The sequence below is a fragment of the Photorhabdus sp. RM322S genome (genome assembly GCF_042879395.1).
Classification (GTDB): domain Bacteria; phylum Pseudomonadota; class Gammaproteobacteria; order Enterobacterales; family Enterobacteriaceae; genus Photorhabdus; species Photorhabdus khanii.
Genome location: NZ_JBHFKW010000003.1, coordinates 90,830 through 116,726, shown reverse-complemented (window position 1 = coordinate 116,726; position 25,897 = coordinate 90,830). Strand labels below are relative to the sequence as shown.

At 43.4% G+C, this 25,897-nt stretch carries 26 protein-coding genes; 12 read left to right on the top strand and 14 right to left on the bottom strand.

What is annotated here, in order from left to right:
• The 10 genes from ACGF63_RS02890 to dapA form a co-directional block, all read right to left on the bottom strand.
• A complete protein-coding gene (locus ACGF63_RS02890) occupies nucleotides 1-1,224 on the bottom strand; it encodes an alpha/beta hydrolase (RefSeq protein ID WP_036849364.1) in 1,224 nt (407 codons plus the stop codon).
• A gap of 106 nt (nucleotides 1,225-1,330) precedes the next feature.
• Nucleotides 1,331-2,050: a nucleotidyl transferase AbiEii/AbiGii toxin family protein gene (locus ACGF63_RS02885; RefSeq protein WP_051477447.1), complete on the bottom strand. Its 720-nt coding sequence runs from the start codon at nucleotides 2,048-2,050 to the stop codon at nucleotides 1,331-1,333.
• A complete protein-coding gene (locus ACGF63_RS02880) occupies nucleotides 2,043-2,243 on the bottom strand; it encodes a hypothetical protein (protein ID WP_036849600.1) in 201 nt (66 codons plus the stop codon). The genes ACGF63_RS02885 and ACGF63_RS02880 overlap by 8 nt, the downstream gene beginning before the upstream one ends.
• Nucleotides 2,244-2,484: 241 nt before the next feature.
• The gene (locus tag ACGF63_RS02875; protein ID WP_036849363.1) at nucleotides 2,485-4,137 is read right to left on the bottom strand and encodes an ABC transporter ATP-binding protein; all 1,653 of its coding nucleotides are present in this window, start codon (nucleotides 4,135-4,137) and stop codon (nucleotides 2,485-2,487) included.
• Nucleotides 4,134-5,849: an ABC transporter ATP-binding protein gene (locus ACGF63_RS02870; RefSeq protein ID WP_387628679.1), complete on the bottom strand. Its 1,716-nt coding sequence runs from the start codon at nucleotides 5,847-5,849 to the stop codon at nucleotides 4,134-4,136. Before ACGF63_RS02870 ends, ACGF63_RS02875 begins: the two co-directional genes overlap by 4 nt.
• Nucleotides 5,850-6,440: 591 nt before the next feature.
• Nucleotides 6,441-7,154 (bottom strand): phosphoribosylaminoimidazolesuccinocarboxamide synthase, encoded by a 714-nt coding sequence (purC, locus tag ACGF63_RS02865; RefSeq protein WP_387628676.1) that lies wholly within the window; start codon nucleotides 7,152-7,154, stop codon nucleotides 6,441-6,443.
• A 619-nt stretch (nucleotides 7,155-7,773) separates the two neighbouring features.
• A complete protein-coding gene (locus ACGF63_RS02860; protein WP_036849358.1) occupies nucleotides 7,774-8,940 on the bottom strand; it encodes a VopS family T3SS effector adenosine monophosphate-protein transferase in 1,167 nt (388 codons plus the stop codon).
• Nucleotides 8,927-9,370: a type III secretion system chaperone gene (locus ACGF63_RS02855; RefSeq protein WP_051477446.1), complete on the bottom strand. Its 444-nt coding sequence runs from the start codon at nucleotides 9,368-9,370 to the stop codon at nucleotides 8,927-8,929. Before ACGF63_RS02855 ends, ACGF63_RS02860 begins: the two co-directional genes overlap by 14 nt.
• A 315-nt stretch (nucleotides 9,371-9,685) precedes the next feature.
• Complete coding sequence (bamC, locus tag ACGF63_RS02850) at nucleotides 9,686-10,735, bottom strand: outer membrane protein assembly factor BamC (protein ID WP_036849356.1); 1,050 nt, start codon at nucleotides 10,733-10,735, stop codon at nucleotides 9,686-9,688.
• A 16-nt stretch (nucleotides 10,736-10,751) separates the two neighbouring features.
• Nucleotides 10,752-11,651, bottom strand: a complete 900-nt coding sequence (gene dapA, locus ACGF63_RS02845) for a 4-hydroxy-tetrahydrodipicolinate synthase (protein ID WP_036849354.1) — start codon at nucleotides 11,649-11,651, stop codon at nucleotides 10,752-10,754.
• Between the two features lie 255 nt (nucleotides 11,652-11,906).
• Here dapA and ACGF63_RS02840 point away from each other — a divergent pair, with 255 nt between their 5' ends.
• Together ACGF63_RS02840 and bcp are read left to right on the top strand one after the other, a co-directional pair.
• A complete protein-coding gene (locus tag ACGF63_RS02840) occupies nucleotides 11,907-12,452 on the top strand; it encodes a glycine cleavage system transcriptional repressor (RefSeq protein ID WP_152961791.1) in 546 nt (181 codons plus the stop codon).
• 26 nt (nucleotides 12,453-12,478) lie between these two features.
• Nucleotides 12,479-12,949: a thioredoxin-dependent thiol peroxidase gene (bcp, locus tag ACGF63_RS02835; RefSeq protein WP_036849350.1), complete on the top strand. Its 471-nt coding sequence runs from the start codon at nucleotides 12,479-12,481 to the stop codon at nucleotides 12,947-12,949.
• 159 nt (nucleotides 12,950-13,108) lie between these two features.
• Here bcp and ACGF63_RS02830 read toward each other — a convergent pair whose 3' ends face one another.
• Nucleotides 13,109-14,188 (bottom strand): AI-2E family transporter, encoded by a 1,080-nt coding sequence (locus ACGF63_RS02830; RefSeq protein WP_036849348.1) that lies wholly within the window; start codon nucleotides 14,186-14,188, stop codon nucleotides 13,109-13,111.
• Between the two features lie 136 nt (nucleotides 14,189-14,324).
• On the opposite strand from ACGF63_RS02830, the gene ACGF63_RS02825 reads away from it, so the two are divergent.
• Nucleotides 14,325-15,788, top strand: a complete 1,464-nt coding sequence (locus tag ACGF63_RS02825; protein WP_036849346.1) for a M48 family metallopeptidase — start codon at nucleotides 14,325-14,327, stop codon at nucleotides 15,786-15,788.
• Between the two features lie 9 nt (nucleotides 15,789-15,797).
• On the top strand, nucleotides 15,798-16,154 hold the full coding sequence (gene arsC, locus ACGF63_RS02820; protein ID WP_152961788.1) for an arsenate reductase (glutaredoxin): 357 nt from the start codon (nucleotides 15,798-15,800) through the stop codon (nucleotides 16,152-16,154).
• Nucleotides 16,155-16,191: 37 nt separating this feature from the next.
• On the opposite strand, the gene hda is transcribed toward arsC, so the two are convergent.
• The gene (gene hda / locus ACGF63_RS02815; protein ID WP_036849598.1) at nucleotides 16,192-16,899 is read right to left on the bottom strand and encodes a DnaA inactivator Hda; all 708 of its coding nucleotides are present in this window, start codon (nucleotides 16,897-16,899) and stop codon (nucleotides 16,192-16,194) included.
• Between the two features lie 710 nt (nucleotides 16,900-17,609).
• On the opposite strand from hda, the gene ACGF63_RS02810 reads away from it, so the two are divergent.
• The 6 genes from ACGF63_RS02810 to ACGF63_RS02785 all read left to right on the top strand — a co-directional run bounded on the left by ACGF63_RS02810 (nucleotide 17,610) and on the right by ACGF63_RS02785 (nucleotide 21,782).
• Entirely contained in the window at nucleotides 17,610-17,915 is a 306-nt protein-coding gene (locus ACGF63_RS02810; protein ID WP_021325670.1) for a PTS sugar transporter subunit IIB, read from the top strand.
• 28 nt (nucleotides 17,916-17,943) lie between these two features.
• A complete protein-coding gene (locus ACGF63_RS02805; RefSeq protein WP_036849342.1) occupies nucleotides 17,944-19,266 on the top strand; it encodes a PTS sugar transporter subunit IIC in 1,323 nt (440 codons plus the stop codon).
• Nucleotides 19,267-19,290: 24 nt separating this feature from the next.
• Nucleotides 19,291-19,614 (top strand): PTS lactose/cellobiose transporter subunit IIA, encoded by a 324-nt coding sequence (locus ACGF63_RS02800; protein ID WP_036849340.1) that lies wholly within the window; start codon nucleotides 19,291-19,293, stop codon nucleotides 19,612-19,614.
• Entirely contained in the window at nucleotides 19,611-20,915 is a 1,305-nt protein-coding gene (locus tag ACGF63_RS02795) for a 6-phospho-beta-glucosidase (RefSeq protein WP_036849339.1), read from the top strand. Before ACGF63_RS02800 ends, ACGF63_RS02795 begins: the two co-directional genes overlap by 4 nt.
• A gap of 212 nt (nucleotides 20,916-21,127) precedes the next feature.
• The gene (locus ACGF63_RS02790) at nucleotides 21,128-21,625 is read left to right on the top strand and encodes a hypothetical protein (RefSeq protein WP_131601541.1); all 498 of its coding nucleotides are present in this window, start codon (nucleotides 21,128-21,130) and stop codon (nucleotides 21,623-21,625) included.
• The gene (locus ACGF63_RS02785; protein ID WP_152961785.1) at nucleotides 21,609-21,782 is read left to right on the top strand and encodes a hypothetical protein; all 174 of its coding nucleotides are present in this window, start codon (nucleotides 21,609-21,611) and stop codon (nucleotides 21,780-21,782) included. The genes ACGF63_RS02790 and ACGF63_RS02785 overlap by 17 nt, the downstream gene beginning before the upstream one ends.
• Nucleotides 21,783-21,964: 182 nt before the next feature.
• Here ACGF63_RS02785 and uraA read toward each other — a convergent pair whose 3' ends face one another.
• Nucleotides 21,965-23,266 carry a uracil permease gene (gene uraA / locus ACGF63_RS02780; protein ID WP_036849337.1) on the bottom strand — a complete coding sequence of 434 codons (1,302 nt, stop codon included), beginning with the start codon at nucleotides 23,264-23,266 and terminating at the stop codon, nucleotides 21,965-21,967.
• A gap of 68 nt (nucleotides 23,267-23,334) precedes the next feature.
• The gene (gene upp / locus ACGF63_RS02775) at nucleotides 23,335-23,961 is read right to left on the bottom strand and encodes a uracil phosphoribosyltransferase (RefSeq protein ID WP_036849335.1); all 627 of its coding nucleotides are present in this window, start codon (nucleotides 23,959-23,961) and stop codon (nucleotides 23,335-23,337) included.
• A 226-nt stretch (nucleotides 23,962-24,187) separates the two neighbouring features.
• On the opposite strand from upp, the gene purM reads away from it, so the two are divergent.
• Both purM and purN read left to right on the top strand, forming a co-directional pair.
• Nucleotides 24,188-25,228 (top strand): phosphoribosylformylglycinamidine cyclo-ligase, encoded by a 1,041-nt coding sequence (purM, locus tag ACGF63_RS02770; RefSeq protein ID WP_036849333.1) that lies wholly within the window; start codon nucleotides 24,188-24,190, stop codon nucleotides 25,226-25,228.
• Nucleotides 25,225-25,863: a phosphoribosylglycinamide formyltransferase gene (gene purN, locus ACGF63_RS02765; protein ID WP_036849332.1), complete on the top strand. Its 639-nt coding sequence runs from the start codon at nucleotides 25,225-25,227 to the stop codon at nucleotides 25,861-25,863. Before purM ends, purN begins: the two co-directional genes overlap by 4 nt.
• Nucleotides 25,864-25,897 lie beyond the last annotated feature (34 nt).

Below are 25,897 nucleotides of genomic sequence, written 5' to 3'. Positions count from 1 at the left end.
TCACAGTCTGTCGTTTAGTGATGAATGGTGGTTGATCCATGCAGCAAGATCTGCAATCACCTGCGCCGAGATCTGCCCTGGTTGCAGATAATCCTCGCCACCAGCACATCCTGTCGTGGGCAATAAAATATGATTTAATCCCGTGTAGAGCTTGAACTCCACCTGTTTATTACCTTTCAATGCGGTTTTCCACATTGTGAAGTCAATATCATGCGGAACCTGAAAATCCTGATCGCCTTGAGCGAAGAATAGAGGCATTGCGGGCAAGCGGGTTAAGCAGGTAAATGCGTGGTAATCCTTAAGCTGCTTGAGATAGCGATCTGGCACTGCAAGGAAATCTGCGAGGGATGTGGTATTTTTCCCGCTGGTATCTGGGCTGATGGTACATTCCGGGGACAAATTGACATTTTGTAACTGGGATAAAATCACCTGAAGTAAACTACGAAAAGGCGTAGCCAGCATCGCAATGCCCATAATATTTCTGCCTGATCTTTGCCGCAAATTCTTTGCAATGAGCGGGCTGACATATCCGCCGAAACTATGCCCGACAAGGAATACGGGCACATGATAGAATTCAGCATGTTCTATCAGACCAGCTAAAATATTGCAGGCATCATCAATAACCTCTGTGTTGAGATCGATAGCCTCAGAGTCGGTATTCTCCTGACAGGCGCGATAGTAGCGTTTGTCAAAACGCACACTGGCGATACCATGTTGACTTAACTCATGTGCCAACATACGAAACAGTGGATTAGGCCCAACATCATAATCCATCGAATGCGGACCAGAACCCGCAACCAATAGTACAAGTGCTGTAGTATTTTGGGAGGATGGCAGGCACACCAGACCGTCTGGAACATCTTCAAGACCAAACGCCCTTAGCGTTTTTTCGGTGAAGATACCTGACTTTTCATACGCATCAGGTAGCGGGCACGGAGCCAGCATAAGCGAGCTAATTAGCTGATCTTTCAGCCCAATATAAAGGTTGAACTTTCCATTCAAGGTATTTAGTCGCAGATGACAAGCATCTTCCTGCCGGGAGATAATATCAATATCTGAGTGACACAAACTGTCTGCCAACGCAGTTAAGGTCAGGTCATCAGCCGTCATACGCAATGGCTCACTCATCAATTTCCTGGCCCTTTCCCACTGCTCGTCAAACAACGCAGTTATTAATACCTGTATTTCCCCATCCAATGTGGCAATTAAGTTTTTAACAAGCATGTCTTTTCTCAAATAACAGCGCAGTTTGCTTTTCTATACCAATTTTTACCTGACCATATTTACTTAGAATTCATTTAGCTCCGCTTCATATTAATGCTATCTTAGATTAATAATCGTGATAATAACTATCTAGCTCAGGAGGAACAAATTCCAACTTCAAGGTATTAACTATCTTCTCCTGATTTTCAGCAGAAATAACCAAATCCTTCATGCATTTATCAAAATAAGCTTGATTATTATTCAGCATGTGAATGGCAGAATCGTAAGCTTTATCCACTGTAATACCATATGCAGAGCGCGCTTTATTCCAAGCTTCAACGGGGATGCATCCCCATTCGGACTGCATCATGCTCAGATCGATGAGATCTTTACTCTGCGAAGCTTTATCAAGACCACGATCAGCGTTAGCCAAGAGTTTAGCTGCCAATAAATCTACTTTACCCAGCGTTGGCACACCGAGAATACGGGTGCCAAACGAAAGATCCAGGCGGGATTCACTAACAAATTCAAGTCTAATAGGAACACCATCAACATTGATGCGTCCTCTAACACCATATTGATCTTTTTTAATCTCTCCAATGGTGGGCACAGGTGATGTAAAAAGTGGGGAAAAGTCTGTCCCATAAAGGGCTGAACGAAGCTTACTGTAACCTTCACGTGAAGAACACAAAAAATCAATATCGACCGATTCCCTATATTCAGAAAGCATCATAACTATTGCAGTACCGCCTGCAAAATAGCAATCTGCGTCATTAAGAAATCCATGTGATAAAGAACTTAATACTTTCGCAATACGGTTATGATGCTCAAGACGAAAATTAGACATTCAAAAAACCATGCCCCTGTTCATGGATGAGTCGTTCAATCAGCTGACGCTCTTGAGGTTCAAGCTTATCTTCTTCGACATATTTCCAATTGCGTTCGTAAAATGCAAGCGCATCACGATCAGTTAGCTCAGTATCCTCAGCCAGATACCAGGCACAATTTTTCATTTGTGGATAATCAGCGATTTTTACCATAACAACCTCTCTTTTCATATTTACAATATAGCAGAGTAAACTTCCAACTCAACCATATTGCAAATGCTCACATATTCACCGCAGTAGCCGCCACGAAGTGATCTCTCAGATCTGATTCAAGTTTTATAGTAGAAATAGCTTACTTACTCATAATCCCCTCTCACCAGATATGGAAAAAATATATACCATTTCATTATTGACACCCACTCATCAACTTAAATAGGAGTGGATGTCAAGTGGATTATGCTAATTCCCTCTGCCGTTGAACAGTCACAATATGGTCAGCTTTAGCGAGGAGATCGGCATTATGTGAAACAACAATCCACAAACCGGGCCAGCGCTCAGGTAAGGTAGACCACAAACGACGGGCCGTATCTGCATCTAATGACGAATCACAGTTATCAACGATATAAACGTCAGCAGGACGGCATAGCATCCGGGCCAGTGCCAAACGCTGACGCTGACCACCAGACAATTGCCCGGCATTGCCAGAATTAATGACAGTATTAAGCCCTTCCGGCAATTCATATGATCCAGGAGTCAACCCTACCGCCTCCAAAGCCCGCACCATGACATCATCGTTAATATCCGTATCACCCAATACTAAGTTTTGTCTTACCGTTCCACCAAAAAAACCCGCTTTCTTTCTGGCATAGCCGATACGTGGATTCCGCCACCAGTTTTTATTCCCCAACACTTCTCTGTTATTCCACAGCACACTGCCGGAGCTGGATTTTTCCAGGCCAATCAAGTAGCGCACAAAGGTCGTTTTACCCGATCCAATATCACCAACAATGCCAATCATCTGATTAGCAGTTGCCTCAAACGAAACCGGGAGCTGAGTATTTGAACAGACAAGATGATTAACACTCAGCTTATGCAACGCCTCACCTTTTTCATCTTGCTCATCTTCTTTGGTCTCTTTTTTATCTAGCAAAAGCTGTTTGATTCGCCCATAACACACATCCGCATTTTTGTAATAGGCAACAGCCCGGCCGAAGAAAAATATCTGTTCACTTATCCAGCCTATGTAGGTCAAAAATAATGCCAGGTTACCTACGGTAAAACTGCCATCAACGATTCGTTTACTGACTATCAATAAAACAGCTGACGTTCCAAGTATCACAATATTTTTGAACAAGCCAGAAAGCAGGTCAGTAAATACCTGATGTCTGGCTTGAATAGCCCTGCGACTGATAAATTTCTGCGACAATCTCTCAATCTGCCCCTCAATTTTATTGCCAAGACGCAAATCGCGTATACCCGTTAAAACATCAGTAATCTTGCCGGCAATATCTCCCTGGGATTGACGTTTACTCGCTTGTAAATTACCTACTTTGCGTTTAAGTATCGCCCCAATCCAAAGGCCCGCAATCATCGGCATAAGAGCAAGCGTGGTTATTGTGTCGGTGTTGATAAGCACAACTAATGCGATAATTAAAAGTAAGGCACGGTAGAGAAAATCAGAGGTCCAGCTCAAAAATTCCGCAACTTCATCACTGTCATCACGAATGCGGTTCAAAAGATCACCCTGCGAAAAAGTGTGTCTCTGATTGTGGGAACAATGGCTCACGCCCCACAAAACGCGTTCTTTCAGGTAAGCACTGACTTTAAAGATCAGCGTAAAGTCCAGGCTTAATCCCAAAAAGAGGATCAATGATCGCAAGACCATGGTTGCAATCGCAGAGGCAAGCAACCACCAGACCACAGGGTTAGTCGGTTCATTCATCGCTCTATCCAGTAACTGGCTGATCAAGTAACCAACCAATAGCGGAAAACCGTGCATAAGTGTCCACACAACCATGGTGATGAAATAGAGAGGTGCAAACCTTTTCATGAGGTCAATCAAGGCCGGTAACATTTTGGGTTTAGTTGATACACTGGATATAGTCATACAATGAGTCCATGATTGCTCGTTAATGTTGCGATTTCAGCTTCTGGAATTCGCTGCTGAATCCGTCCATCATCAACAATGATGATTTCATCAACGGCGGAAAGCGTGTGAAGACGGTGTGCGACCATCACTACGGTGCGATTGCAGCTTAATTTTTCAAGTAATTTCAGCCAACTCTCTTCAGTCCGGGGATCAAGTTGAGATGTTCCCTCATCAATAATCACCAGAGAACAATGCTGCAACATCACTCTGGCACCCGCTATCATCTGAATTTCACCTTCCGACAACATCCGACCATTAGTGCCAACCTGCGTATCAAGGCCGTCAGGTAATGCTCTGGCCCATTCAAGCGCATCTAATTCCTGGAGAACCTCCCAAATTTGCTTATCAGATATTTCATCACTGAATAGCGTTAAATTTTCTCGCAGCGTTGCAGAAAACAGATGAGAACGCTGACTAAGCACGGAAACCTTTTTTGCAAACTCTTCCGGTTTAATTGTTGAGACATCAATATTTCCAATGGTCACTCTTCCTGAGTCGGGTCGCGCAAATCCACACATCAAATTAAGAATGGTACTTTTTCCCGCACCTGTTCTGCCGATAATGCCAATTTTGCTTCCCGGAGCAACGTAAAAATTAACACCGTGCAAAACCTGTGCTTCTTCCCCGTTATAACTAAAATCAACATGATCAAAATGGATAGAAAGAGGACCATCAGGCAATAAATTATCTGATGATTTACCTGACGTACCTTCATTTAATGTTTTTGTCGCCAACGATAAAGCAGCAAATAATTTCTGTATCAGCTCTATCTCTGACGACATATCCTCCACCGGCTCGCGAAGTTTATCAACGTAGAGATAAATCATGGTTAATGTACCAATGCTTAAACTGTTCTCACCAAGTAATTGAAGCCCAAAACCAAAACCTATACCGAAACAAAGAGCAAAGAAGAGCTGAGTAATGGGCCAGAACGCTCTGCCGCCAATATAAGCACTGCGTTCAAATTTGAGCAATACCGACAGCATCTTACGAAATGCAGTGGCAGGCCAATGTGCCTGTGACAATGGCTGTAAATCATCCATAGCATGTAATGAATCACCGATAAAACCAAATATTCGAGCTTTTTCATTGCGCGCAATTAGCCAGCGACGAACAGAAAGTCGAGTTAATTGAATTAATACATACGCCACCAGTACTACGACAATAGCCATAGCAATACCTGCCTGGGGCATGACGCTGAATATAATGATCAATGTACCCAGTGTCATCGCTAAATTAGCAATGGCTTTGAAACCCGCTTTAGAAATCGTTTTTCCGATAATGTCAGCATTACCTTCGATATTTTCCAGCAACTCTCCCTGCGATCTTCGTTCTATTTCCAATACAGGTAAAACTGTCATCACATGATGAAAGAGCTTGTATCTAATGGTATCGGCAATACCCCAACCTGCCTTGGTGCTCATGTAACTGGTCACCAAACTACCGATCACACCAATCGACGCGATAAAAATATAAATGATTGCCAGCATGATAAGTTGATCAACAGTCGTACCTGATGTCGCCTTATCAACGTAATTCCTGATAATATAAGGACCACTCAGATCACAGGATAATGTCACGGCTAAAGCCAGAAAAGCACATACAACCGTTCCCTTAAATGGTACGGCGCTATGTAGCAGTATCCGCCATACAGTTAACTTCTTTGACATGATTTTTTCCATCTTTTGGTTATGGCACCTCAGTAAAATTAGGGATGTTATTCACAACATCGGGATTATTAATAACAGATCGATTACAGCAGCAAGATCTTGTTCACAATTAGCAAAATGCAATTATCGCAAAATATCCGCATTTATCACTATCTGATTGAAGTCTTTATAAACACTATCACAAGAAAACAAAATTTATATCTCATTCTATAATGTCAATACCTTTGTGAGGTTATTTAATATCCTAATTGAAAGATATATCACCAATGTGAATAATAAATAACTGGCTCCAAGCCATGAATCATAAATAGAGGAAAAACTGATAATAATCCCAACGAATTATAATGATTTCCACAAATATATAGCGATTATATAAATGAATTCCTATTCAATATTAACGCACCTTGAATTGCCCATAATTTCAGCAAGTTATGACTAATAAAGCGGTAGCCTACTCTATATTGAATTATCCATATTCATTACTCATATAATCGGATAATATTTGGTCACAAAAAACAAATAAAAGAATTATAACCAAAATGAATTTATGCCAGTAAAAGGGCCTTTCGGCCCAGGTAATCGTTTGCGTAATTAATCCAAAATAACACCGATACGGTGCGCTACCTCTTCATACGCTTCAATCAGGCCACCAAGACTTTGGCGGAAACGATCTTTATCCATTTTGTCTAAAGTCTCTTTATCCCACAAACGGCTGCCATCAGGAGAGAACTCATCTCCCAGAACCACCTGCCCTTTAAACAAACCAAATTCCAGTTTGAAATCAACCAAAATCAAACCGGCATCATCAAACAATTTGCTCAATACTTCATTAGCCTTGTAGCTTAATCTTTCCATCTCAGCCAGATGTTCTTTGCTAACCCAGTCAAACGTTTCACAATAAGACTCATTCACCATTGGATCATGCATGGCATCATTTTTCAGAAATAGATCGAACAGAGGAGGGTTCAATACCACACCTTCCTCAACACCAAGGCGTCTGACCAATGAACCCGCAGCCCGATTGCGAATAACACATTCAACCGGCACCATATCCAGATTTTTAACCAATACTTCGGTGTCTGATAACAGACATTCCATTTGTGTCGGGATACCCGCTTCTTCCAGTTTGCTCATGATGAAATGGTTAAATTTATTATTCACCATCCCCTTACGGTCAAACTGTTCAATGCGTTCGCCATCCAATGCAGATGTATCATTACGGAACTCCAACACCAGTAAATCAGGATCATCAGTGGTGTACACCGTTTTTGCCTTTCCACGATACAACTCAGCTTTTTTCTGCATCTTATATACTCCAAAATATCACTACTGAATAAACGTCAGAGATAAATAATAAAGCAGATTGCTAACAAAATCCTGTTCAAAAGGTCGATTTTTTCTATAGTTATCGGGTTAGTCTATAAAACGAACTGATTTTTAGGCTAAAAACCTCTTCCTCATCAATCTCAATCTGAGTTGATTACCTTCGAAGAGCCATTCCTTAAACCATTGGCGACGCTCCTCAAAAAAAGTAGTCCCCGTCGAAAATAAAGAACTCCCCATCATTTATTCAAATTAATAAATAGAGGTGAATTCTTCTATACCTAATATCATTTATCATCCAATTAAAATAACCAGAATTATTACCTACAAATAAAATTCTGCTTTTTGTGAATCCAAAAATTCTCTCATAACCATTACCTTGTGCATCAACCATTACAACAAATACTGTGTCTGAAAGATAAGTATTATCTATGGGTCTTGCAAACCCTAAATATGTTTAGACACCAGTTCTTCAAAGGACAGACTTGCAGGGAGAAATTATGGTGGAGGAAGTCTCTTAACATGGAAGTGAGTTCATTTTTTGAACTGATTTTGTTAGTTCAAAGTGCTGACTAAAAAGCCAGCACTTTAGCCTGCACTTTTAGTGGATGCCATGCAAAGCGTTTTCTGTAGTGACAGAAAGAGGAGTGAATTGACCCGCTCTTAATTCTGTCAGCGCATAGAGGAGGCGCCCCATCCGGCCATTGCCATCAGTGAAACCGTGAAAACCAACGACAGCCGCAAAGAGTTGTTTCCCAATCTGAGGATCTTCCTTATCCAAAGTTTCCAGATGACGTGCCAGCAACGCCGCACCACCTATACTGGAAGGAAGGCTCCCCCCGCTGATTGCTGGACCACGATAATCACGCTCTATGTTTGGAACCAACCTATGATGAAGCTCCTTAAGATTTTGGCTATCCGTTAAATCCTTTCCGTTATGGGTGTATTCCTTCAGTAGCGCCGTGAAGTTACTCCATTCATTACCACCTGAAGTGGATGCCTTGAGAATCCAAGCGGCCGCCTTGTCAACATCATCAGTTAACTTGCCTGGGTTATAAAAATCTTCAGAAAGGGTTTCCGCGTAAATACCTTGGTTAAGATCTTGGCCTTTTATTGCCTCTTGATGCTGCTGAGCTGCCAGCAAATTCTTTTCTTCCATCATCAAAATTGGCTCCAGACTAGCGACAGCGCCAGAAGCCGAAGGTTGCTTACGTAATTGTTCAAAGCTGACAAAAGACTGCTCAGGGGCAACCAGTTTACTGGTCAGTTGAGCTGTTGCCTGGTGTCCCATTAGCTCCTGTAATTTTTTACCCGTTTCTGTATTCAGTAGTGACTCTGACATAGCACGCTGTAGCAAAAGAGAATGTTCAGCCAACATTGCTTCCGTCATTTTATGGGTATCTGCTGTTTTTAATCTCTCCAGCACTTGTTCCGATGTCTGTAAACTACCATCCTTAAACAACATACGGGCATGGCTGACCGAGTCTGTACTCTGGAGACGCTGTTGTTGCGCCCCCTCTGTAGAAAAGAGGGTTTTAGTCGCCTCTTTAGCTACGGAAGCACCACTGCCACTTAAGAAAAATTTACTTATTCCTTCCAAGAAACGGGCAAAGTGATCACTTTTTGGGTGCGTACGCAAAACCTGTTGCAGATCTGCATTAATATGATATTCACGGCCAGCAATTTGCAGTTTACCTTCATTACGAACCTGTTCTTGTATTTGCAATGGGGCATTCTGTAATACAGCAAGATTCTTAAACTCGACCATAAATCATTCTCCTGTCATAAGATGGTTGTAGGGTATTTTTCTGTGATAGTGATGTTGGAAATTCATTTATCCAAGTAATAAATTCAGACAATTTATCTTCCAACTTATTGGCCGTTAGGTGTTGTATGGTTAATATTCTATACGCAACAACCCCAAGTTCCTGATACCAGCCAATACCCGGCATCTGACTATTTAATGGATTAAGGGCTGTATTGAGTAAATAACGCAGAGTATCAACATCCGCTGAGTCTGGAAGTTCCATATTTATCTGACCAATAATAGCTAAATGTTCCTCCTGGCGACGCAAGATAATAGGTATAGCGTTATCGACCAATAAGAAACAATTCCCCTCTTTATCAAAGGAGAGTTTACTCATACCCAGCTTTGCTGCCAGCTCAGTCAGTAATATATCAGTTAGATGATCGTTCATAGTGGAGAAGGAAACCCAATTATTTTGATAACAGGATTTTAAGCTTTCAGAAATAGGATGACTGTCAGATCTAGTCTGTCTTTTGTATATAAACAACCCATATTGCTCGTCGAGTCAGTTTTACAGATCAGATGATGTTTAACTTCAAAGGACACCCTTCAGGGAGAATTGCGGTGGAAGAACGCTTCTTCGCATGAAAACAGGCTTATTTTTTGTGCAGACTTTTATGAGATCAAAGCACTGACTAAAAAATCAGCACCTTGTCAACAATCTCAGGGGCAATGCATTTTGCCCCTTTATTTACATCCTTTACATCTACGATCCTGTCGTCTGGCTGAAAGCGGCTTTCAATACTGCAACCAGTTCATCATTTTGTGACTGAGTCAACGGCTTACCTTTATCACTAATAAACTGCAAGCTACTGCGGTTATTCAAATCACCCACCTGTAATTTGTAATCACCTTCGCTGATAGAAGGTTCATTAACCCCCATTGATTTCCAGCCCGATGCACTAAGACCTTTATACGTTACAGCGATAGAACCCGTCGAACGGCTGCGGCTACCCACTTTCATACCCACTTTTTCCAGCGCTGCCGGTAACCTATCCCAGACGATATTATATGGCGCACGAACAATCATCTGAGGTAACCCAGAAGTATCACCACCACTCTGTACATCTAACGGCCCCAAATTGCGTGCTGCCGTATTATCACTAATCCGTTCACGCTGCTGGTTCACACCTTCGATCAATTCATTGAGCATCAGTGCGTTATAACGTTGGACTTCGATAGGATCAATTATGGGTTGATCGCCTTGTCTCAGACCTTCATTGGCAACGGATAATTCAATCTGATAACTCTGGCGTGCAACACTGATACGATAGCGAATCTGATACGGAACGTTTTCATCTGCACGCGGCCATTCAATCCAGTCGGTTGTCAATGTCTGACCAGCATCATCACGCTGGCTAACGTTGTAACCTTTTTTCAGCAGAACATGATTAATCTGCGACCACAGATTGCTATTTTCAGACGTGTTTTCAAGCAGCAATTTGCTGCTCTTCACACTATTTTCAGCACGGGAGCCACTCAACAGGGCCAATGCCTGCGATGGTGGCCGAATATCAAGCTCTTTCCCAACCAATCCTTTAGATGCTGTTGGTGGAATATCATATTCACCATTCTGTAATGGCAATATCATACCCGCAGGAACATTCAGCGCTTTCAGAGGAGGTGTTTCAAGATACGTGTCATCATCATTGACCTGGCGCTTATAACTTTGGTCACCAGAACACGCTGCCAATAACACTACCAGTGACATACCAGCAGCCTTCATCACCTTTGATTTTTGCAACAATATTGCCATTAAAATTCCCTAAATTTTACAGTAATCCGGCCATTTTCAAGGCTTTTTCGACTGAGACTTTTCCTGCATCTGTCAATGGCGTCATCGGCAGACGCAACGTGTCATCAGCAATCAGCCCCAATTTGTAACATACCCATTTGACTGGAATGGGGTTGGGTTCAACAAATAGTTGATGGTGTAAATCCATCAGGCGGTTATTCAGTTTACGCGCTTCCGCAAACTGGCCACTCAGTGCCAACTTACAAAATTTAGCCACCTCAGCAGCCGCAATATTTGCAGTAACAGAAATTACCCCTTTACCACCAAGCTGAATAAAATCCAACCCACTTGCATCATCACCACTCAACAAGATAAAGCTATCATCATTAACTAACTCTTGGATTTGGCTGACACGACTTAAGTTCCCTGTCGCTTCTTTAATTGCGACAATATTTTTAATCTTCGCCAAACGAGCTACAGTTGGCGGCAGCAAATCACATCCTGTACGGGAGGGCACATTATACAGAATTTGTGGCAAATCAGTATTTTCAGCGATCGTTTTAAAATGCTGATATAAACCTTCCTGCGATGGCTTATTATAATAAGGCGTTACCGTCAGGCAACCAACAACACCACTGTTTTCAAAACGTTTCGTCAGAGATATTGCCTCAGCAGTCGCATTTGCACCTGTTCCGGCGATGACCGGAATACGTCCGTCAGCCAGTTCCACCGTGGTCAAAACAACATCACCGTGCTCATCGTGACTCAATGTGGCAGACTCTCCGGTTGTTCCTACCGAGACAATCGCTGATGTACCACTGGCAACATGGTAATCAATTAATTTTTTCAAACTAGTCTTATCAACGCGACCATTCGCGTCCATTGGTGTTACCAGCGCAACAATACTGCCTGTAAATTCAAAGCTCCCGCTAGACATTACATACCCCCCTATACAAACAAGAGTTCAATGGTACTTTCTAGTCATACAGAAGGAAACTATTTAAACAGGATTTCAATGAATTTTGTTAATACCGGATAACCTCTGTTAAAAAGAAGTAATAACCGGAGTAATTTATTGAAATTCAAAGGCAGGGAATGAGAACAATAGAGCAACTTTGATACGATTGACCTTGGCAGTATACCCTTTTTGTGTTTACCTTAAATAAACCACAGCAGAGAAGGAAAAGTGACTTTGCCACAATCAGAACAACATTTTCTCGTTATAACCGCTTTAGGCGCTGACCGTCCTGGTATCGTCAATACGATCACTCGTCTTGTGAGTGAATGTGGTTGTAACATTGAAGACAGCCGTTTAGCGATGTTTGGTGAGGAATTCACCTTCATTATGCTACTTTCCGGTAGCTGGAACGCTATCACCATGATTGAATCTTCACTGCCGCAGAAAGGAGCCGAACTGGATCTTCTTCTCGTCATGAAACGTACAAGATGTGATGATCATACAGCATTTCCTTCCACAGTTTCCGTCAAGGTTGATGTTGATGATTCACCGGGTATTGTTGAACAGTTTACCAATCTGTTTACCACGCAGTATTTTAATATTGCTGAACTGGTATCAAAAACACAGCCACCAGAAGATGATATCCCTGCCCGGCTACAAATCCAGATCACCGCTCATAGTCTATTAGATGATGACGGCATAATTATTAAGCAGGCGTTTAATAAGCTATGTACAGATCTAAATGCACAAGGCAGTATTAGTATTCTTGAACCACTTTAGCAGAAAGATTAAACGGAGAATACGTGATGAGCCCATTGAAAGCCGGTGATAAGGCCCCTCAATTCAGCCTTCCTGACCAAGATGGAGAAACAATCAACTTGTCTGATTTCGAAGGTCAGCGTGTTTTAGTTTATTTTTACCCTAAAGCAATGACTCCTGGTTGTACTGTACAAGCCTGTGGTCTGCGCGATGAAATGGATACATTAAAGGGATCAGGTGTTGAGGTATTGGGTATCAGTACCGATAACCCAAGTAAACTGTCACGCTTTGTGGAGAAAGAAATGCTGAACTTCACATTGTTGTCCGATGAGGATCATCAAATTGCTGAGCAATTTGGTGTTTGGGGCGAGAAACAGTTTATGGGGAAAACCTATGATGGTATTCACCGTATCAGTTTCCTGATTGATACCAAAGGTAATATTGAGCACGTTTTTGATAAATTTAAGACCAGTGATCACCATCAGATAGTGGTGGATTATCTGAAGCAGCATCCTTAATAAAAAACCGCTAAAAAATTAATCGTATTTCATTCAGCAACTCAAGATACCTGGAGTAAGTACGGGAAAGAAATTCCTATCCTGTACTTACTCTAATAACAAGCAACCGGCATTAACCTAGAAATAAATACAAAGGCCATTTTCATATTAAAAACAGATTTATTCTTTTATTTCATCGTCTTCTGTTATAACTATCTCTTCCGGCCATGCATGAATAACGGCTTTAATCAGCGTCGCCAGCGGAATAGCAAAGAATACGCCCCAAAATCCCCATAAACCACCAAAAGTAATCACAGAAAGAATAATCACCAACGGATGCAAGTTTACTGCCTCAGAGAACAAAATCGGCACCAGTAAATTGCCATCCAGCCCCTGAATAACCAGATAAGCAATAATCAAGGTCCAGAAATCTGTCCCGACACCCCATTGAAATAAAGCAACCAGTACAACAGGAATAGTGACAATCACTGCCCCTACATAAGGAATTAATACTGACAGCCCAACCAGAACAGAAAGCAGTAATGAATAATCTAACCTAAGAAATACGAATACAGCGTAGGTACAGATACCAACAATCACCATCTCCGTAACTTTACCACGGATATAGTTAGTGATTTGCTGATTCATCTCGCGCCATACCTGCCCGGCCAAAATACGGTTACGTGGCAAAACCCGTTGTAACGCTTGCAGCATCTGGTTTTTATCTTTTAGCAGAAAAAAGGCCATTAATGGCACAAGAATCAGGTAGATAGCCAATGTCAGCAAACCAATCAATGAAGCTACCGAAAACTTCACCACGGATTCTCCGGCAGTTGAAATCTTACTGCGCAGATTTTCCGCCATCATATCAATGATACCGGCATCAACCAAAGCCGGATAACGAGTCGGTAATGTTTGGGCATATTCATTAAACCGGTTAAGCATATTAGGCATATCTGACAACAGATTAATTCCCTGCTGCCATGCCGTTGGTGCCACAATCAGAATAACCAGCAAGCTGATCCCGGAAAAAATAATCAGTACAATACAAACAGCCACTGTCCGCGAACATCCCAACTTCTCAAGTTGGGCCGTTGGCCATTCCAATAAATAAGCGAGAACAATCGCCACCAGTAATGGCGTTAAAATGCCATGTAAAAAATAAATAATGCAAAACCCTGCCAAGAGGATGACAAACAACGCAATCACTTGCGGATCAGTAAACCGACGGCGATACCACTGTATAATCATCTCCAGCATTGACCAGGCTCCTTGATAGCAATATTCATATTTCTATTTTTCTTAAAAATTGTACTAATTGGTTAATTTTAAGGTACCCTTGCTCATCATACACGCATTATCTAAAACGATGGCCAAATGAGATCATTTTTGTTTTATGAAAATAATGTCTAATCAATCCCTGGCAGCAATATTAATCAGTACATTATTGCTAGTAAGCCCCCCTGTTCTCAGCGCCTCTATTGAAGATTCATTGCCGGATATAGGTACCACGGCAGGTTCAACCCTAAGCATCAATCAGGAACTGGCAATGGGCGATTTTTACGTCCGCCAGATGCGTGACAACGTTCCACTGATTTATGACCCATTATTGACGCAATATATCAATACCCTTGGACAAAGGTTGGTGGCTAATGCAGATTCAGTTAAAACACCTTTTCATTTTTATCTGATCAATAACCCGAATATCAACGCTTACGCTTTCTTTGGCGGTAACGTCGTACTCCATGCCGCACTTTTTCGTTATAGCCGTAATGAAAGCGAGCTGGCATCCGTTATAGCCCACGAAATTTCCCACGTCACTCAGCGCCATCTGGCACGAATGATGGAAGATCAGCAGCGTACAGCACCACTGGCCTGGGCAAGTGCTCTGGGTTCTATCCTGTTGATAATGGCTAACCCACAAGCAGGAATGGCGGCACTCAGCGGAACGCTTGCCGGGATACAACAAGGTATGATCAGCTTTACTCAATCCAATGAGCAGGAAGCTGACCGCATTGGCATGCAGACGCTACGCAAAGCGGGTTTTGATCCTCAAGGCATGCCGGATTTTATGCAGATCCTGGCAGATCAGACCCGTTACAGTTCCAAACCACCAGAGATGTTGCTGACTCACCCATTACCCGACAGCCGCCTTGCTGATGCCCGTAACCGTGCTAACCAATATCCCGCCAAGCGTGTTCCACAATCTCAAGATTTTCTGTTTGCCAGAGTCCGTATTATGGGAATGTACACTACGGAGCAGCGCGGCTATCTGGAGCAAATTTTAGAAAATTACCGTAAAGGCACAGCTAAAGAGCAACTCGCCGCCGCTTATGGACAAGCAATCTTATTTTCTCAGGATAAAAAATACGCTGAGGCACGGGCTATTCTGGAACCATTATTAGCAAAACAACCAGATAACCTCTGGTTTATTGACACGATGACCGATATTGATATTGAACAGAACCGAACGGCTCAGGCTATCACCCGATTACAAAACGCCTTACAGAAACAAAAAGACAATTTGGTCTTACAGATTAATCTGGCAAATGCGCTCATTCGCGCAAAGCAATACCCGCAGGCTGCAAAGCTGCTCTACCGTTATACGTTCAATAATCCTGATGATCCAAACGGTTGGCACCTGATGAGGGAAGCCGCCGCCCAACAAGGCAAACGCCATGAAGAATTATCAGCGTATGCTGAAGAAATGGCACTTCATGGTCAGTTTGACAATGCCATTAAATACCTCAGCAGTGCCAGCGCACTGGTAAAATTAGGCAGTTACGATCAAGAACGTTATGATGCCCGTATCGATCAGTTACGCCAGCTACAACAGCGTTACAATCAATACCAACGTTAAGGAACTTTCATGCAACAGGTGATCATTTATCATAACCCCCGCTGCTCCAAAAGCCGTGAAACTTTGGCTCTTATTGAAGAGCAAGGCATTAAGCCGCAGATTATTCTCTATCTGGAGGTCCCTCCCACGATAGAGCAATTATCTGTTCTGTTAAAACAGCTTGGTTTTCATGATGTGCGCCAGTTGATGCGAACTAAAGAAGATCTATACAAAGAGTTGAATCTGGCCGATGAAAAACTCACTCAACACGATCTACTGAAAGTGATGGTTGCCAATCCTAAACTGATTGAGCGCCCTATTGTCGTTTGTGGTGATAAAGCCAGGCTTGGGCGCCCACCAGAACAAGTAAAAGAAATTCTTGGCTAATCGGGTAGATATGATGATGGTGAAATCACCATCATCGTCAAAGATGCAGAATATCCTTCACAAATGGAATCGTCAGCTTGCGCTGGGCAACTATCGAAGCATGATCTAACTGATTCAAGGTCATAAACAGCGTCCGCATTTCTCTGTCTAATCTTTTCAGTAAGAAGCGCCCCACATCTTCCGGCAACTCAAACCCACGTAATTTTGCACGCAGTTGCAAAGCCTGTAATTTCTCATCATCGGAAAGTGGTTGTAATTTATAAATTTGCCCCCAGTCCAGACGGGAAGCCAAATCAGGTAACCTAAGATCAATCTGACGAGGTGGACGATCGCCACTGATAAGCAAACAAGTGCGACCGATTTCCAGAATGCGATTATAAAGATTAAACATCGCCATTTCCCACTCTTCATCACCAGCAATACATTCGATATTATCGATACAAACCAGTGATAAGTGTTCCATGCCATCAAGCACCTCAGGAATAAAATAGGCACGTTTATCCAGCGGAACATAGCCCACAGCTTCATCTTTCAGGGACAATTCAGCACATGCGGCATGCAACAAATGACTTCGCCCCCCACTATCACGGGACCAAAAATAAATATAGCTGCCATGCGGCTGATTAATGGCCAATTTGATTGCAGCTAACAGGGTAGCATTTTCCCCCGGAAAGAAACTGGCAAAAGTTTCGTCATCGGGAAGATATAAAGGTAATGAAAGCTGCGATGGTGTGTTCAGAAGCACCTCAAACAGAGCAGGTAACAAGCGCAAACAAGTTTATCACAGAAAATAGTTGTAAATGAACTGTATAGATAAATAATAAAAAAACTATTTTTTGGATTCAATAAGTTAAACCCATTTCAGTCTCCCCTTAAATGCACAATATTTCTTCATAATACAGAACAACCGGCAAGCACCGGTGAAATATTCTAAATGCGAAAACAGGAAAGATCTAACTTTTTAATTTTATGCTATTTAAGAGAAAGTCGTCAGATGTTGAGATTTGTCAGTTTTAAGAAGGATCAATGTAATAGTTCTTTACTGATAACAAAAAGGCGATGATAGTGGTAATCCTTGTCATGGCCCCAACAATAATCAGCCCAAGTTATATAGAAATCATCCCATGATGTAAGCTTCGGCATTAACCATATCTGCTACGCAGTGTATTAGCAAAATGATAAATAATCAACGTTCGGTTGACGTAAAAACGAGCAACCCACTATTTTCATGAAATAAGAAATCCCTCTGCAACGCCCCGTACAACCTGACATTTTCACGCTATGTTCAATACAAACAAAGATCACATTCTATCGCTATTCCTCACACTATTCTGATTAACATGCCACAAAATCGCAACAAATTTAACATAAGTGCTAATCTTAATAAGAAGTGGGTGTGCTCTCATTTACCACCTACCCCATGATCAACTGACATAATAAACAGGAAGCTGAGTAATGAAAAAAATCCTATTGTGTTGCTCTGCCGGCATGTCCACCAGCATGCTGGTACAACGTATGCAGGCAGAAGTGACAAAACGAGCGTTAGACATTGAGATCAAGGCCGCCTCTACCATCGAATTAAAACATCTGATAACCGATGCCGACGTTGTCTTACTTGGCCCGCAAGTAAGACATCAGCTGGCTCATTTTTCCGCTATCGCCAAACCACTCGGCAAGCCGATAGACATTATTGACATGATGGATTACGGCGCTCTTCGTGGTGACAAAGTTCTCGATAAGGCATTAAGCCTGTTGGAATAATCAACTTCATCATCATACGGAGTGCCCTATGAGCCTCTATACTACGTTCATACGCGTCGTAGAAAGCCATATTGTCCCGCTTGCAGGACGAATCGGTAACCAGCGACATATTAGTGCGATACGTGACGGCTTTATCTCAGCCATGCCATTTTTGCTTATCGGCAGTATCATGTTAATTGCGGCAAACCCACCATTTGATGCACAAACTTCATCCTCATTCGGTCAGGCTTGGTTGTCCTTTGCGAAAACTCACTGGGACACCATCACCATGCCTTACTTTATGACCATGGGATTAATGAGCATATTTGTTTCGGTCGGCACGGCCTACAGCCTGGCTAAATCCTACGGTCTGGATGGGTTAACTTCTGCTTTACTGTCACTAATGGCGTTTTTATTAGCGGCAGCACCACAAATCGAAAACAAAATAGCACTCGATTTTCTCGGAGGAGCAGGCGTATTCACCTCATTGATTTGCGCTATCTGGTCAGTTGAACTGACGCGTTTATTAAAAAAATATAACATCACCATCCGTATGCCGGCACAAGTACCACCGGCGATCGCCCGTTCTTTTGAACTTTTGTATCCGGTCACCGGTATCCTGTTGACGGTTTACCCGATCAGTTTGCTCTTACAGAGTGAATTCAATCTGCTCATCCCTGCCGCCGTCATGCAGATTTTTCAACCCCTCATTTCCGTCGGTGACACACTGCCAGCCATTATGTTGGCAGTGCTGATTGCCAATCTACTGTGGTTTGCCGGTATTCACGGTGCCAACATTATTACTGTCCTATTAAGCCCCATATTTATGGCAAATATTGCCACCAATGCGGCCTTAATAGCTCAAGGAGCTGCGGCAACCCAAATTCTCACTGATCCATACTGGTCATTTTATGCCTGTCTTGGCGGCTCCGGTTCCACCCTGGCTCTGGCTATTCTTTACCTACGCAGCCGCTCTATACACTTGCGTACTATCGGAAAACTGAGCGCAGTTCCGGCTATGTTCAACATTAACGAGCCTCTGTTATTTGGCTCACCGATTGTTATGAACCCAACCCTATTAATTCCACTATTGGTTGTGCCATTGGTCAATGTAGTCTTGTCTTACAGTACCCTGCATCTTGATCTGGTGCATAAAATGGTCGTTATCTCTCCCTGGACCACACCGGCCCCATTCGGTGCAATGCTTTCCGCCGCCTGGGATTACCGTGCGGCGGTGCTAGTTATCGTGCTGATGATAATCGATCTATTCATCTGGTATCCCTTCTTCAAAGTTTATGAAAAGCAATTAATCAATGAAGAAAATAAACAGCAAGAAGAGACGATATCCACCAGCGTAGAAACTCAATCTTAGCCATAATCTTCGGAGGATTTACACATGGATTTGGAACAAACTATTGTCGAACTGCTGGTTCATGCCGGGAGCGCACGCAGCCATGCGCTGATGGCATTACAACATGCCAGAAACGGTGACTTTCAAACTTCACACACACTGATGGCGGAATCCCAACAGGCAATCAAGGAGGCGCATGCCATTCAAACTACTCTAATCGGGTTGGATGAAGGCGGCGGTAAATTGCCTGTCAATCTGATCACTATACATGCACAGGATCATTTAATGAACGCGATGGTTATTCAGGATCTTGCCGGCGATATGATTGAACTCTACCGCCGGATGCCATCACAGGAGGAAAAAATATGAAACAGATAAAAATAGCCGTTATCGGCGGCGGTAGCAGCTACACACCTGAGTTAGTAGAAGGACTCATTCAGCGCAACAAAAGCATTCCACTCTCTGAATTAGCATTAGTTGACATTGATGGTGGAAAACAGAAAGTAGAAATTATCGCTGCACTTACCCGTCGGATGTTGGCCCGTCATGGCCTGGAACACGTTATCGTCAGCGTACATTTCACACCAGATAATGCAATCCGCGGCGCCAGTTTTATTTTGACTCAATTGCGTGTCGGCCAGCTTCCAGCGCGTGCTATGGATGAACGTCTGGGGCTGAAATACGGTTTAATCGGTCAGGAAACAACGGGCGTAGGAGGATTTGCCAAGGCGTTACGTACCATCCCCGTTTTGCTGGATATCGCCCGTAAAGTTGAACAACTTGCGCCAGATGCATGGATTGTTAACTTCACTAACCCGGCAGGGATCGTCACCGAAGCGGTTTCCCGTTACAGCAAGGCAAAAATAATCGGCCTGTGTAATGTCCCGGTCACCATGCACCATATGATTGCCAATATGCTGCAACATCCTCATCAAGATGTGCAATTACGTTTTGCAGGGCTTAATCATATGGTTTGGGTACACCAGGTACTGGTTTCAGGGCGGGATGAAACGCATCGGGTACTTGATATGTTATGCAACGGTGTAGCATTAACCATGAATAACATTAAAGAATCCCCCTGGCCCCCGCCATTACTCAGAGCATTAGGCGCAATCCCCTGCCCTTATCACCGTTACTTCTATCAGACCCGCAGCATGTTGCAGGAAGAGCGCGAAGCCGCTGCCAAACAAGGCACACGGGCAGAACAAGTCATGAAAGTAGAGCAGGAGCTGTTTGAACTGTATGCCGATCCAGACCTTGCTCACAAACCAGAACAGCTCAGTTTCCGCGGCGGTTCATTCTATTCTGAAGTTGCACTGGATCTGATGTGCGCTATTCACAACAATCTTGGCAGCCAGCTGGTGGTTAATACCCCTAACCACGGTGCTATTCGTGGCCTGCCGGACGATGCCGTCATTGAAACCAACTGTATCATTAATGCAGAGGGTGCCCACCCGCTGACATTTGGCCGCCTGCCTGACAGTATGTACTCTCTGACCCAACAGATAAAAACCTTCGAGCGTTTAACGATTGAAGCAGCGGTTCATGGCGATCGCAACGCTGCACTGCGGGCATTGATCACCAACCCATTGGTTGCCGATGTCGATATTGCTTCACCGCTTTTGGATGACGTATTGGCGATAAATCGTGATTACCTGCCGCAATTTTAATGAATAATCTGCACCTGGTTGAATAACCTGAAACCAGAACGAGCATAAAATTAAAGAGATATCAGTTATTAGTCACTCAAAGACTAATACTGATATCCTTTAATCGTAACTGACCCTGTGACCTCTTTTTTTGCGGCGTAACACGCATTTATTTCTCCTGCTAAGTTTGAACAGGAAAGTCTGCATTATAATACTGCTATGAAATCAATTGATTGAAGAATACTGAAAATATAAAGTTTCAACATGTTGAAACTTTGGGAAAACCTATGCCTTTTAAAATAGAAAACCTCGGATATGGCGAAGCACATATCTCAGACTTTGAGGTGTCTAGCGTGGAATACACCTTGATTATAATGGAAATTATCTCAAAGGGGGATTCTTCTGTCGTTCTGCCTGAAAATTACAGACTCGACCGGGGCAGTTGCTTTGAAGTTTCATTTGATGCAAAAAACAATTTAGATAATAACACGCTATTTGAGAGGTACCCTACAAATAACCATCATCAGATGATAGGAATTATGTCCGAAGTTGAAAGGTTGATTAATGAGCACTATAATGCGGTTAGTCCTAGTGGATACATTTTGCTAGCCGCAGATGAGCGACTGAACCGGGTCTATAAACGACATATTAATCGATTTGTGACACAAAACGGTTTTACCATGACAGATAAATTAGATCCAAGCGGGAGGGGTTATGTCATACATACATAACAAACAAGCTGAAGAAAAAGAAAAGCTTGAACTCGAAAAAGCGGTAGCTAAAAAGGCTGAACGTATGAGAGCTGCTTACAACGCCCTAAAGAAATCCGAACAAGAGGGTACTGTCCGGTATCTCAGTGAAAAGCAGAACTGGTACGTAGTCCGATAAACATTTGAAGGGAGCTTGTCGCTCCTTTTTTCTCCATAACAAATATGCCGCCAGTAAGTTTACGTCCAATTGGTGGTGAACATCTGCTTCCCTAATCTCCTCCACGGATAAAATAAATTATTCTACCCATCCCCGCCCTCCCTGATTAAAACCATTCAAAGCGGGGAAATAAATCGAACTTATTACTTCAATGACTTATCACGCTTAACAGATTCAATTGAAGACTCAATATATTGTTTTTCAGGACGAATAATACTCATCAAGCAGAAAATCAGACTCATACCAATACCCACAATCGTTGCCAGCGCCATACCTTTCAGTTCAGTAACGCCAATATTTATTTTCGCGCCACTGACACCAATAATAAGAATAACGGAGGTCAGAATTAGATTTTGTGCTTTATTGTAATCTACTTTGGAATCAATCAGCACCCGAATACCTGATGCTCCGATAACACCATAAAGCAACAGAGAAACACCGCCCATGACCGGAACAGGCACGGCCTGAATCGCTGCCGCCAGTTTACCGACACAAGAGAGCAGAATCGCCAATACCGCAGCGCCACCAATAACCCAAGTGCTGTATACTTTGGTAACTGCCATCACACCAATATTTTCGCCGTAAGTCGTGTTAGGGGTTGAACCAAAGAAACCGGAAATCACAGTTGAAAAACCATTCGCGAACATAGAACGATGCAAACCGGGTTCTTTCAACAAATCCCTCTTCACAATATTTGCCGTAACAACTAAATGACCAACATGTTCCGCTATAACAACCAGTGCCGCAGGCAGGATCGTCATTATGGCGAACCATTCAAAACGGGGTGAGTAAAAAGTTGGCAATGCAAACCACGGTGCTTCACGCACAGGTGTCAAGTCAACCTCCCCCATCAGGAATGCCAGTGCGTAACCCACCAACACCCCAATCAAAATCGGAATGATAGCCAGAAATCCACGGAACATTACGGAACCAAGAACAGTAACCGCCAGTGTGACCAGCGAAATTGTCAGCGCCGTTGGATTAACATCAGCGCCTTCTGCCGGACGCAAACCGGCCATATCAGCCGCAACACCTGCAAGCTCCAGCCCGATAACCGCAACAATTGCCCCCATTGCCGCAGGTGGAAACAGCACATTAATCCAGCCTCGTCCCGCCACTTTGACAATCAATGAAACCAGACAGAACAGCACACCACACAGGATAAAACCGCCCAACGCTAATTCATACCCCAGCGGCAACAACAATAAAACCGGCGAAATAAATGCGAAACTCGATCCCAAATACGCCGGAATTTTTCCCTTACAGATAACCAGATATAACAATGTACCGATACCATTAAATAGCAGAATCGTCGCCGGGTTGACTTTAAACAAAATCGGCACCAATACCGTTGCACCAAACATAGCAAAAAGATGTTGGAAGCTCAGTGGAATGGTCTGTAAAAGTGGAGGCCGTTCATCTACCCCAATAGTGCGACGGGTCATTCGTTTATCCTCTTCATATTATCGCATCACGAACCAAAAAAAAGCCGACTCAAAAGTCGGCTAACTTATTATTTTGTACCAAATATTTTATCGCCCGCATCCCCCAGGCCAGGCACAATGTATCCCTGCTCATTGAGTCTCTCATCAATAGACGCGGTATACAGTTCTACATCGGGATGGGCTTTTTCCAGCGCAGCAATACCTTCAGGCGCCGCAACCAAAACCAGAACTTTAATCGACTGGCAACCTGCTTTTTTCAATAAATCGATAGTTGCAATCATGGAACCGCCGGTCGCCAGCATGGGATCAACCACCAGCGCCAGACGTTCATCAATATTAGAAGCCAGTTTCTGGAAATAAGGGACAGGTTCTAGCGTTTCTTCATCGCGATACACACCTACGACACTGATCCGAGCACTTGGCACATTCTCCAATACGCCATCCATCATACCCAATCCCGCACGCAGAATAGGCACAACGGTTATTTTCTTACCTTTAATCTGCTCAACAGCTACCGGGCCACACCAGCCATCAATCGTGACCTTTTCGGTTTCTAAATCAGCGGTTGCTTCATAAGTCAGAAGACTTCCGACTTCTGCGGCCAGTTCACGAAAGCGTTTGGTGCTGATATCATTCGCTCGCATCAGGCCGAGTTTATGTTTAACAAGTGGGTGGTTCACCTCAACGATCTTCATGGACTTCTCCTACTGTATGTCAAGTCGCCGGCAGACAAAAAATCGCGAGATTATACCGCCTTTTAACCATAACACCACTACCAATCTGTTGATTTTAATCAAACACCCGCCTTCTCTCCGATAACTGAGATCCTGCATAAGAGTCTCGCAAACGTTTGCTTAGGCTGCTAGAATTGTCAGCATTCTATCTTAATTTATCAAATGCAATCGCCTTGAGGGCCTCTCAGTGACCAACAAAACCTCTCTCAGCTATAAAGATGCCGGTGTAGATATCGATGCTGGTAATGCCTTGGTAGACCGTATCAAAGGTGTTGTAAAACAGACTCGTCGTCCAGAAGTCATGGGCGGTTTAGGTGGATTTGGCGCTTTATGTGCATTACCGCAAAAATACCGCGAACCTATTCTGGTTTCCGGTACCGACGGTGTGGGTACCAAATTGCGTCTGGCGATGGATCTCAAACGCCATGACACTATCGGCATTGATTTAGTTGCAATGTGTGTCAACGACTTGGTTGTCCAGGGCGCAGAACCCCTGTTCTTCCTTGATTATTATGCAACCGGAAAACTGGATGTTGATACCGCCGCTAGCGTTATCACCGGTATCGCGGAAGGTTGTAAATTATCCGGCTGTGCTCTGGTTGGCGGTGAAACTGCGGAAATGCCGGGGATGTATCACGGTGAAGATTATGATGTTGCCGGTTTCTGTGTTGGTGTCGTAGAGAAATCAGAAATCATTGATGGCAGTAAAGTTCAGGCGGGTGATGCCCTGATTGCTCTCGCCGCCAGTGGCCCTCATTCAAACGGCTATTCTCTAATACGCAAAATTCTGGCTGTCAGCAACACAGATCCAGAAACAACCAAGCTGGAAGGCAAATCACTGGCAGATCACCTGCTCGCCCCGACAAAAATTTATGTGAAATCCCTTTTATCCCTGATTGAACACCTTGATGTTCACGCGATTGCTCATCTGACCGGTGGCGGTTTCTGGGAAAATATTCCACGTGTCCTGCCTGAAAATACCCAGGCACAAATTAATGAATCCAGTTGGCAATGGCCGGCAATATTTAACTGGCTACAACAAACCGGCAATGTCAGCCGTCATGAAATGTACCGTACATTCAACTGTGGTGTCGGGATGGTCATTGCATTACCACAAACAGCCGTTGAACAAGCGCTTGAATTACTCAATACCGCCGGTGAAAAAGCCTGGCAAATCGGCGCCATTGCTACATTGAAAGAGAACGAACAACAGGTTGTTATTCAATGAAAAACATCGTTGTCTTGATCTCCGGTAACGGCAGCAATCTCCAGGCGGTGATTGACGCCTGCCAGCAGAACAAAATCAGTGGGCAAATTTGTGCGGTATTCAGTAATACCGCCGATGCTTACGGTCTGCTACGGGCTAAACAGGCGGAAATTCCCGCCCATGTTGTTAGCCCGAAAAACTATGCGGATCGTCAAACTTATGATCAAGCACTGAAACACGCCATCGATCAGTATCAACCCGATTTGGTCGTTCTCGCAGGTTACATGCGTATCCTGACGCCGGATTTTGTTCAGCACTATCTTGGTCGCCTGCTGAATATTCACCCTTCTCTATTGCCAAAATATCCCGGTCTGCATACTCACCGCAAAGCAATGGAAAATGGCGATACAGAACACGGCACTTCGGTTCATTTTGTGACAGAAGAGCTGGATGGCGGCCCGATTATCCTGCAAGCCAAAGTGCCTATTTTTGCAAATGATCAGGAAAATGAGGTTATTAAACGGGTTCAAACTCAGGAGCACGATATCTACCCATTAGTTATCAACTGGTTTGTCGAAGGACGCCTGAGCATGGTTAATGGCAAAGCACATCTGGATGGGAATATTCTTCCTCCACAAGGCTATGCCACAGAATAATCTATTTATTCACCCCTAATTACAGTGCTGTGGT

Excerpts from the sequence above, each read along its gene's own strand:
- ACGF63_RS02855 (WP_051477446.1), bottom strand. The coding sequence starts at position 9,370 with ATGAACGATCATCTAACTGATATATTACTGACTGAGCTGGCAGCAAAG.
- ACGF63_RS02800 (WP_036849340.1), top strand. The coding sequence starts at position 19,291 with ATGGATTTGGAACAAACTATTGTCGAACTGCTGGTTCATGCCGGGAGC.
- ACGF63_RS02810 (WP_021325670.1), top strand. The coding sequence starts at position 17,610 with ATGAAAAAAATCCTATTGTGTTGCTCTGCCGGCATGTCCACCAGCATG.
- ACGF63_RS02785 (WP_152961785.1), top strand. The coding sequence starts at position 21,609 with ATGTCATACATACATAACAAACAAGCTGAAGAAAAAGAAAAGCTTGAA.
- ACGF63_RS02825 (WP_036849346.1), top strand. The coding sequence starts at position 14,325 with ATGAAAATAATGTCTAATCAATCCCTGGCAGCAATATTAATCAGTACA.
- uraA (WP_036849337.1), bottom strand. The coding sequence starts at position 23,266 with ATGACCCGTCGCACTATTGGGGTAGATGAACGGCCTCCACTTTTACAG.
- ACGF63_RS02830 (WP_036849348.1), bottom strand. The coding sequence starts at position 14,188 with ATGCTGGAGATGATTATACAGTGGTATCGCCGTCGGTTTACTGATCCG.
- purN (WP_036849332.1), top strand. The coding sequence starts at position 25,225 with ATGAAAAACATCGTTGTCTTGATCTCCGGTAACGGCAGCAATCTCCAG.
- purC (WP_387628676.1), bottom strand. The coding sequence starts at position 7,154 with ATGCAGAAAAAAGCTGAGTTGTATCGTGGAAAGGCAAAAACGGTGTAC.
- upp (WP_036849335.1), bottom strand. The coding sequence starts at position 23,961 with ATGAAGATCGTTGAGGTGAACCACCCACTTGTTAAACATAAACTCGGC.
- arsC (WP_152961788.1), top strand. The coding sequence starts at position 15,798 with ATGCAACAGGTGATCATTTATCATAACCCCCGCTGCTCCAAAAGCCGT.
- ACGF63_RS02890 (WP_036849364.1), bottom strand. The coding sequence starts at position 1,224 with ATGCTTGTTAAAAACTTAATTGCCACATTGGATGGGGAAATACAGGTA.
- bcp (WP_036849350.1), top strand. The coding sequence starts at position 12,479 with ATGAGCCCATTGAAAGCCGGTGATAAGGCCCCTCAATTCAGCCTTCCT.
- ACGF63_RS02795 (WP_036849339.1), top strand. The coding sequence starts at position 19,611 with ATGAAACAGATAAAAATAGCCGTTATCGGCGGCGGTAGCAGCTACACA.
- ACGF63_RS02860 (WP_036849358.1), bottom strand. The coding sequence starts at position 8,940 with ATGGTCGAGTTTAAGAATCTTGCTGTATTACAGAATGCCCCATTGCAA.
- ACGF63_RS02870 (WP_387628679.1), bottom strand. The coding sequence starts at position 5,849 with ATGTCAAAGAAGTTAACTGTATGGCGGATACTGCTACATAGCGCCGTA.
- ACGF63_RS02805 (WP_036849342.1), top strand. The coding sequence starts at position 17,944 with ATGAGCCTCTATACTACGTTCATACGCGTCGTAGAAAGCCATATTGTC.
- ACGF63_RS02885 (WP_051477447.1), bottom strand. The coding sequence starts at position 2,050 with ATGTCTAATTTTCGTCTTGAGCATCATAACCGTATTGCGAAAGTATTA.
- ACGF63_RS02880 (WP_036849600.1), bottom strand. The coding sequence starts at position 2,243 with ATGGTAAAAATCGCTGATTATCCACAAATGAAAAATTGTGCCTGGTAT.
- bamC (WP_036849356.1), bottom strand. The coding sequence starts at position 10,735 with ATGGCAATATTGTTGCAAAAATCAAAGGTGATGAAGGCTGCTGGTATG.
- ACGF63_RS02875 (WP_036849363.1), bottom strand. The coding sequence starts at position 4,137 with ATGACTATATCCAGTGTATCAACTAAACCCAAAATGTTACCGGCCTTG.
- dapA (WP_036849354.1), bottom strand. The coding sequence starts at position 11,651 with ATGTCTAGCGGGAGCTTTGAATTTACAGGCAGTATTGTTGCGCTGGTA.